At 46.6% G+C, this 6941-nt stretch carries 9 protein-coding genes; 2 read left to right on the top strand and 7 right to left on the bottom strand.

Translation table 11 applies throughout. The annotated features are described in order from the left end of the window. Window positions 1-498 precede the first annotated feature (498 nt). Window positions 499-1686, top strand: a complete 1188-nt coding sequence (locus AB1K91_RS09290; RefSeq protein WP_413089513.1) for a nucleotidyltransferase — start codon at window positions 499-501, stop codon at window positions 1684-1686. Window positions 1687-1720: 34 nt separating this feature from the next. Here AB1K91_RS09290 and AB1K91_RS09285 read toward each other — a convergent pair whose 3' ends face one another. After that, the gene (locus AB1K91_RS09285; RefSeq protein ID WP_413089512.1) at window positions 1721-2743 is read right to left on the bottom strand and encodes a SepM family pheromone-processing serine protease; all 1023 of its coding nucleotides are present in this window, start codon (window positions 2741-2743) and stop codon (window positions 1721-1723) included. Between the two features lie 175 nt (window positions 2744-2918). Here AB1K91_RS09285 and ylbJ point away from each other — a divergent pair, with 175 nt between their 5' ends. Then, window positions 2919-4106 (top strand): sporulation integral membrane protein YlbJ, encoded by a 1188-nt coding sequence (gene ylbJ / locus AB1K91_RS09280; protein WP_413089522.1) that lies wholly within the window; start codon window positions 2919-2921, stop codon window positions 4104-4106. Here ylbJ and coaD read toward each other — a convergent pair. The 6 genes from coaD to AB1K91_RS09250 all read right to left on the bottom strand — a co-directional run bounded on the left by coaD (window position 4103) and on the right by AB1K91_RS09250 (window position 6866). Next, complete coding sequence (gene coaD, locus AB1K91_RS09275; RefSeq protein WP_413089511.1) at window positions 4103-4576, bottom strand: pantetheine-phosphate adenylyltransferase; 474 nt, start codon at window positions 4574-4576, stop codon at window positions 4103-4105. The genes ylbJ and coaD overlap by 4 nt on opposite strands. Further along, window positions 4573-5142 (bottom strand): 16S rRNA (guanine(966)-N(2))-methyltransferase RsmD, encoded by a 570-nt coding sequence (rsmD, locus tag AB1K91_RS09270; RefSeq protein WP_413089510.1) that lies wholly within the window; start codon window positions 5140-5142, stop codon window positions 4573-4575. The genes coaD and rsmD overlap by 4 nt, the downstream gene beginning before the upstream one ends. A 213-nt stretch (window positions 5143-5355) precedes the next feature. Next, entirely contained in the window at window positions 5356-5631 is a 276-nt protein-coding gene (locus AB1K91_RS09265; RefSeq protein WP_093726711.1) for a YlbG family protein, read from the bottom strand. A 103-nt stretch (window positions 5632-5734) separates the two neighbouring features. Next, the gene (locus AB1K91_RS09260; protein WP_413089509.1) at window positions 5735-6172 is read right to left on the bottom strand and encodes a YlbF/YmcA family competence regulator; all 438 of its coding nucleotides are present in this window, start codon (window positions 6170-6172) and stop codon (window positions 5735-5737) included. Between the two features lie 50 nt (window positions 6173-6222). Then, complete coding sequence (locus AB1K91_RS09255) at window positions 6223-6459, bottom strand: YlbE-like family protein (RefSeq protein ID WP_413089508.1); 237 nt, start codon at window positions 6457-6459, stop codon at window positions 6223-6225. An 11-nt stretch (window positions 6460-6470) separates the two neighbouring features. Then, the gene (locus AB1K91_RS09250; RefSeq protein ID WP_413089507.1) at window positions 6471-6866 is read right to left on the bottom strand and encodes a YlbD family protein; all 396 of its coding nucleotides are present in this window, start codon (window positions 6864-6866) and stop codon (window positions 6471-6473) included. Window positions 6867-6941 lie beyond the last annotated feature (75 nt).

Here is a 6941-nt window from a genome sequence, read left to right as displayed (position 1 = left end):
GCTTACAGCGCAGTTTCTGGTTTCTACAGCTGGACACCAACGAAAAGCGAAAGAAACCGCTTAGAAACGAAGAGGTAAGCAAGGAAGCCCGGAGTGGGTGACTTCCCCACGCAGGGATTAATTGCTTACAGCGCAGTTTCTGGTTTCTACAGCTGGACACCAACGAAAAGCGAAAGAAACCGCTTAGAAACGAAGAGGTAAGCAAGGAAGCCCGGAGTGGGTGACTTCCCCACGCAGGGATTAATTGCTTACAGCGCAGTTTCTGGTTTCTACAGCTGGACACCAACGAAAAGCGAAAAGAAACCGTTTAGGAGCGAAGGGATAGGTGGAGAAAGCCCGGAGAGTGGTGACTTTCCACTCGCAGGGATTTATCGCCTATACCGCAGCTCCTGGTTTTCGGAGCTAGACACCAACGAAAAGCGAAAGAAACGGAACGTTAAGCAAGGGAACCAAAGATATCTATCCCTCTGCTTCAAACCATGAAGAAAGGAGCTTTTTATGAATTCATGCGGCCTCATCGTCGAATATAACCCTTTACATAACGGTCATGTTTATCATATACAGCAGGCGCAGAAATTAACCGGAAGTGATTGTATGATTGCGGTAATGAGCGGGAATTTCACGCAACGCGGTGAACCTGCCATCTTGGATAAGTTCTGCCGGACAAGAGCGGCGCTCTCTGCCGGAATTGATTTGGTGATTGAATTGCCTTTCCTTTACGCTGTCCAGCATGCCGACTTGTTTGCCCAAGGAGCTGTTTCCATTTTGCACGCACTGCAAGCTGAGCATTTGGTTTTCGGTTCCGAAGATGGATCGATCGAAGCATTTCGCCAGGCATTGGTAGGACAGCAGGCAAATCAGACAGCATTTGAGTCGGTTCTGAAACAGCAGCTGGAGCATGGCCTATCTTATCCTGAAGCTAACCGTGCAGCATATGAAGCTGTCGGTATCGATTCCTCCCTTGATCTCGGCAGTCCGAATAATATATTGGGTTTCGCTTATATGAAGGCAGCTGAAAAGCTAGGCACTCCATTGCAAGTACATACTATCCGCCGTATCGAAGCAGGCTATCATGACCAGTCGATCACCGGTCCGATTGCAAGTGCCACATCAATCCGTACCGCTTGGCTTGACAATAAAAGACGAGCTGTCAATCAAGCTGTACCGGGAAGCACTTATGAATTATTGGATGGTGAAAATCTTCATAGCTGGGAAGCTTATTTCCCGCTCCTTCGCTACCTCATCCTCACCCGTCCTGCAGAAATGCTGCGCCAGATCCAGGGGATGGATGAAGGATTGGAATATCGAATCAAGAAATATATTAATCAGTCATTGAACTTCAAGCAATTTCTTTCGCTGATCAAGACAAAACGATACACTTGGACAAGACTGCAGCGAGTGTGCGTCCATCTGCTTACCAATAGCCAAAAACAATTTGTCAGCGAAAATCTAAAAGAACCATCATGCCCTTATATCCGTGTCCTTGGCATGACTAAAAAGGGGCAGGCATTCCTAGCATCCAGAAAAAAACGGCTTGATGTGCCGCTGTACACACAATTAAAAGATGGTATGCATCCTGTGGCTGATTTGGAGCTGCAAGCAGCAGATGCGTATTATAGTATATTACCGCCCAAAGTTGCAGCTCAATCACGCAGGCAGGAAATTGCCCCTCCCATCTTCGTATAACAAAAGGATGCATCGCTGTGATGCATCCTTTTCTTTATTTGGCAGGCATTTGTTCTAAGTAATTTTTCGCATCTTCAAATGTATCGACCGGTATGATTTTCATATCCGTCCCGATGTCTTCTGCAGTTTGTTTCGCTACTTCATAATTGGAATCCGCAGCACCCTGTTCATTCGGGGCAAAGAAGATATCACAGCCTTCTTTATCTGCTGCTACAACCTTTTTGTCGATTCCGCCGATCCGTCCGACATTTCCTTCATAATCTACTTCTCCTGTACCGCAGATCTGATAGCCCTTCGTCAGATCTTCCTCTTCCAGTTGGTCATAGATTTCCAAGCTGAACATCAGTCCGGCACTAGGCCCGCCGATTTGACCGCTTGAGAAAGTCACTTTCGGATCCTCCGTGACATCCCGATCGGTCACAAGTGTTATACCAATGCCAGGAATTTGAGTATCAGGAAGTGCTTTGAGTTTCAATTTCTTCTCCAGCTGTTCATCATCCCGCTCTATTTGCAAGGTGATGGTATCGCCTATTTTTTTTGAAGTGACATAGTCAGTCAAATCAATTGCCTCTTTCACTTCATGCCCATCCACAGCAGTGATAAGGTCGCCCTGTTTCAGCTGGCCGTCCGCGGGTAAATCTTTTACAACAGAGACAACGTATACGCCTTTATAATCGATTTGCAAATCTGCACCAGCTGCCTCGTAGGCAACGACTGTGGATGCTTCCTGGGAGCTTTCCATTTGCATCAGCTGTGCTTGTGTATATTCCTCTTCGGAAATACCCTCCGGTATGACATCTTCTAATTTTTCAATTTGGTGGTATGGCAGTATCTTAGCCATTACATATTGGAATGGTGTCGCCTGCCCGCCCCGCACGGTGACAAGATGCATATCACCTTCACTCTTTTCGCTGCCATCCACGGATACGATCGGATCCAGAGCATCCGCTGCGCCCGGCTTGTATACATAATACGGCATTCTGTAAACACCGGAGAAACAAAAAACGATAAGCAGCAGCAGAATGACGAACAGGATATAACGTTTGTTCTGTTTCATCTGTTTAGTTCCCCTTCTGTGCCCGCTATCTTCACTTATTCAGAAGAAGAAGCATATTTCCCTATTGAGCACGCGTATAGTTAAGATAGCCTGTACAAATCGGCTGTATTTAAGTGTACTACTTCGAATTCAAGAAGTACAGTTGTCACAAATCGGAGGGATAGTTGTGCAAAAAATGAAATCGGTTCTGCTGGCTGGGTCTGCATTATTGTTAGCGGTCAGTCTTATCTTGTATCCTGACCCATCATTGCAAGCCAGCATTCGTGGATTGAATATGTGGTGGGAAGTCGTCTTTCCATCCCTCCTACCTTTTTTCATAACTGCAGAACTGCTGATCGCTTTTGGCATGGTTCGTTTCATTGGTGTTTTTTGCGAACCGATCATGCGGCCATTATTCAATGTCCCTGGCGTCGGCAGTTTCGTGCTGGCGATGGGCATGGCAAGCGGGTATCCGTCGGGTGCAAAACTGACGAGCCGCCTGCGACAGGAAAAACAACTTACCAAAGTCGAAGCCGAACGTCTGGTTTCATTTACAAATGCCAGCAACCCCCTTTTCATATTCGGTGTAATTGCCGTGAGTTTTTTCGGAGATGCAGAGCTTGGCATCTTGCTTGCCATTGCGCATTACGGAGGAAATATCCTAGTAGGAATTTGCATGCGCTTCTACGGTCGCTCAGAATCCCGCTCTGTTTATGTCAGGGAAAAAGGATTGATTAGCAGAGCTTTTCGGGAGCTGCACGAAACACGGATGGCAGATAAAAGGCCATTTGGCAAAATCTTTGGGGATGCCGTCGTCAATTCCATCCAAACCCTCTTGATGATCGGCGGATTCATCATTATGTTCTCTGTTTTCAATAAGCTTCTATTCATTTTAGGAATCACGGAATTACTTGCCGATGGCCTGCGGATAGTGACCGCTGTCTTCGGAGTTCCAGCTGACTTGGTCGTTCCGATGTTTTCCGGCCTATTCGAAATCACGATGGGCGGACAAATGATTGCTCACGCAGCTGGATCAGACTTCTTTTTCCCAATCGTCGTTGTCAGCTTCATTCTTGCTTTTAATGGTTTTTCTGTGCAAGCGCAAGTGGCTAGCATCCTTGCTGAAACAGATATCAGATTCGCCCCATATTTTTTTGCCCGTCTGCTGCATGGTTTCATCGCTGCTGGATTGGCGGCTATCTTATTCGAACCGCTTTATGCTAAACATCAAGAAACAAGCCTATTCACCTTCTTACAGGAAAAAACAGCTCCTGATACATCTGCGGAGCTGCTTGGTGCACTAGCATCAATCGGACCTGTTTTCACTATCATCATGCTTTTAATCGCAACACTGATCCTGATGAAACGGCGGATGATGGGTTAATATTTTTGCTTGATGGCTTCCTGTACAGGGGGCGGCACTAGCTTACTGATATCCGCCCCAAAGCTTGCCGCTTCCTTGACAATGCTTGAACTCAGGAAACTATAAGCAGAATCAGCCGTGATGAAAAGCGTCTCCAATCCGGGTTGCAAGTGACGATTGATTCCGCTGATCTGCATCTCACTTTCAAAATCGCTCACAGCACGTAATCCGCGGATCAAAACTTTAACATCATGTTTCCTGGCAAAGTCAACGGTCAGACCCTCGGCCTTGGCAACCGATACATTCGGTAAATGTTTGACGGACTGTCTCAAAAGTTCGATTCGCTCCTCTTCATCGAAGAGCGGCTTCTTTTTGCTGTTGACTGCCACGGCAACAATCACTTTATCAAATATCGCTGCAGCTCGTTGAATGATATCGACATGTCCATTTGTTACTGGATCGAAGGATCCTGGATACATTGCAATCGTCATTGTCCATCCTCCCGCACAAGTTGAAAGATTGTGATGGCGGTAGTATTCCCATATACGTCCCGTTTCACTGCTTGCAGGCCTGCAATGAACTCGGGCAGCTCCTTTTTGGCATCGTGTTCACAAACAATACGTCCGTGCGCATCCAGTATGCCAGCTTCGCTGATTTGCTCCAGCAAGCCTTCGTAAGACATTTTTTGATACGGCGGATCCAAGAATATGAGATCAAACTGCTTGTCTCTTTTTGCGACGGCCTTCAGCGCACGCACTGCATCATTCCGATACACCTCTGCATGATCTGTCAGCCTCAAAGCAGTCAAGTTCTGCTTGATCGTTTCGACAGCTTTACCCTGCTTATCAACAAAAATGCAATGCGTCATTCCCCTGCTCAATGCTTCGATACCGAGTCCGCCGCTCCCGGCAAACAGGTCGAGGCACTCCCCTCCGTCAAAAAAAGGTCCCAGCACCGAGAAAAGGCTTTCCTTTATTTTATCTGTAGTCGGTCTGGTAAGCTGGTTCGGGACAGCCTTCAACGCCCTTCCTTTATGCTCTCCTGCAATTACTCGCATTCCATTACACTCCTTCAAAAACGATGTATATTCCTTACTGATCCGGTCCATACTGTACTATTGAAGCGGCTATCACGCTAATAGCTGCTTCATGAACACGGAGAAGACTTACGTTTCCCCATAAGCTCTTCCTCCGGTTTCTCCTCTCCCTTTGCCTGTTGTTTTCACTGGAAACAAAAGGCGCCTGCAGGGCTTTTTTCCTGCAGGCTTTTTTTATATCCCGATCTTATAATCGTATTCTTTCGCTTTATCCTGTTTTGCATTCTCGAAATCGGTACGAACGAAGGGACGGTAGCTCAAAGCTGTCCTGGAGACGAATGGCAGCCTTTGTAACGCTGCTTCCTTCTCTTCGGCTTCCTCCATGTTCACATAAATCATTGCATACTTCTGCTTCTTGGATACGAAAACCAGATGTCCGTGCCGCTTCAGCTGCTTGATATTTTTCATATGCTGGAACCATACGACGATTCCCTGCCGTTTTGTCAACATAAATGATGTTCCTCGCTTTACAGCTTTTTTCTTAGTGTAGCAAAGCCTAGCCCCTTGGAGCAACACAAAAAAACCGGCAAGCCAAAAGCTTACCGGAAATTTGTCAGGATGCACACCCGCAGGCGCCGCCGCTTCCGCAGCCACATCCGGAGTCCTTCAAAGCTGCCCCCGCTCGTGGTGCCTTGACGTTCTTGCTCACTGTTACAGCGAGCTTGGCGCTGATATCATCAAGCAGTTTTTGCAGATTCCGCTCTGCTATTTTAAATGCAGCAACGTTGGCATCCATATCCATCTCACGCTTCTTGCTGCGGATTTCTTTCATGATGAAGCTGTAATCAGGGTGGTATCTTCCGAATCGCTGCACTTCTTCATATTGTTCTTTTATGGCTGTGAATGCGTCGATTTTAGCTTTCGTTTCACTATCCTGGTAGAGCTTGGCTTGAGCGGAGCTATATGCTGCCATAATGTCCGAATCGCGTATCATCAGACCCAATCGCTCAGATTTCTCCAGGAGTTCAACAAATTCCATAGTTGCAAACATAGAACCACCTCCCCTATTATCATACCAAATAATAGGGAAATGAAAAGTGTTTAATCCCGCATCGCCCGCGCCATCTGTATCAGCATATTCACCATGCTCAGCTGCTCCCCGAACTGTCCGATACGCTGTGGAACCGTTTTGCCGTAGAAATAATTCGCCTGTTTCTCCAAATCACCGAATGCGTTCGGATCGCGCGCAAGTTTCCGGTACCATATCGGATGAAGCCTGACAAAACGGAGCAATTCTTCCCGGTGCTGCAGCCTTTGATAAATGTCCTGCCGCATCATACAACCTCCCTCTAGTCCCTATGGAAAAATGTAGGTGCTTTTTTCTTCGTCGGAAGCTGCTGTTTGACTCCTTGATATTGCCCTATCAATTGTTTGATATTCTCAAGCGCTCCATTCAATTGGTGGATATGCCCCTGCAGTTTCTGTAAATCAAATTGACTGGCCATCCCCACTACCTTGTTGAACATCTCTTTTCCCATTTCCTGTGACTCGGTTTCAGTCTGCTCCATTTGTTCCTTTTCTTTATATGCCTGCCAGCTCGGATCCTCCTCGCCTAACAATACCCACTTTTCATAGTAAGGCTGCCATCCTGTCTGCTTTTGCCTGACTTCTTGAATCAGTTTTGGATGCTGTTGGACGAATTGTCTGAATGCCTGGATCGAAGGATGCAAATTCGTATCTGACATTACCATTCATCTCCTAACCACAATATAACCCTCTCTGACCACTATATGAAAATCTAGGGTTAATGACACAAATAA

This window comes from Terribacillus jepli (assembly GCF_047228925.1).
Lineage (GTDB): Bacteria > Bacillota > Bacilli > Bacillales > Amphibacillaceae > Terribacillus.
This window is presented reverse-complemented; position numbering and strand designations above follow the sequence as displayed.

Bases quoted from the DNA above. Each gene is read 5' to 3' on its own strand.
- AB1K91_RS09290 (WP_413089513.1), top strand. From the start codon at position 499: ATGAATTCATGCGGCCTCATCGTCGAATATAACCCTTTACATAACGGT.
- AB1K91_RS09285 (WP_413089512.1), bottom strand. From the start codon at position 2,743: ATGAAACAGAACAAACGTTATATCCTGTTCGTCATTCTGCTGCTGCTT.
- ylbJ (WP_413089522.1), top strand. From the start codon at position 2,919: ATGAAATCGGTTCTGCTGGCTGGGTCTGCATTATTGTTAGCGGTCAGT.
- coaD (WP_413089511.1), bottom strand. From the start codon at position 4,576: ATGACGATTGCAATGTATCCAGGATCCTTCGATCCAGTAACAAATGGA.
- rsmD (WP_413089510.1), bottom strand. From the start codon at position 5,142: ATGCGAGTAATTGCAGGAGAGCATAAAGGAAGGGCGTTGAAGGCTGTC.
- AB1K91_RS09265 (WP_093726711.1), bottom strand. From the start codon at position 5,631: ATGTTGACAAAACGGCAGGGAATCGTCGTATGGTTCCAGCATATGAAA.
- AB1K91_RS09260 (WP_413089509.1), bottom strand. From the start codon at position 6,172: ATGTTTGCAACTATGGAATTTGTTGAACTCCTGGAGAAATCTGAGCGA.
- AB1K91_RS09255 (WP_413089508.1), bottom strand. From the start codon at position 6,459: ATGATGCGGCAGGACATTTATCAAAGGCTGCAGCACCGGGAAGAATTG.
- AB1K91_RS09250 (WP_413089507.1), bottom strand. From the start codon at position 6,866: ATGTCAGATACGAATTTGCATCCTTCGATCCAGGCATTCAGACAATTC.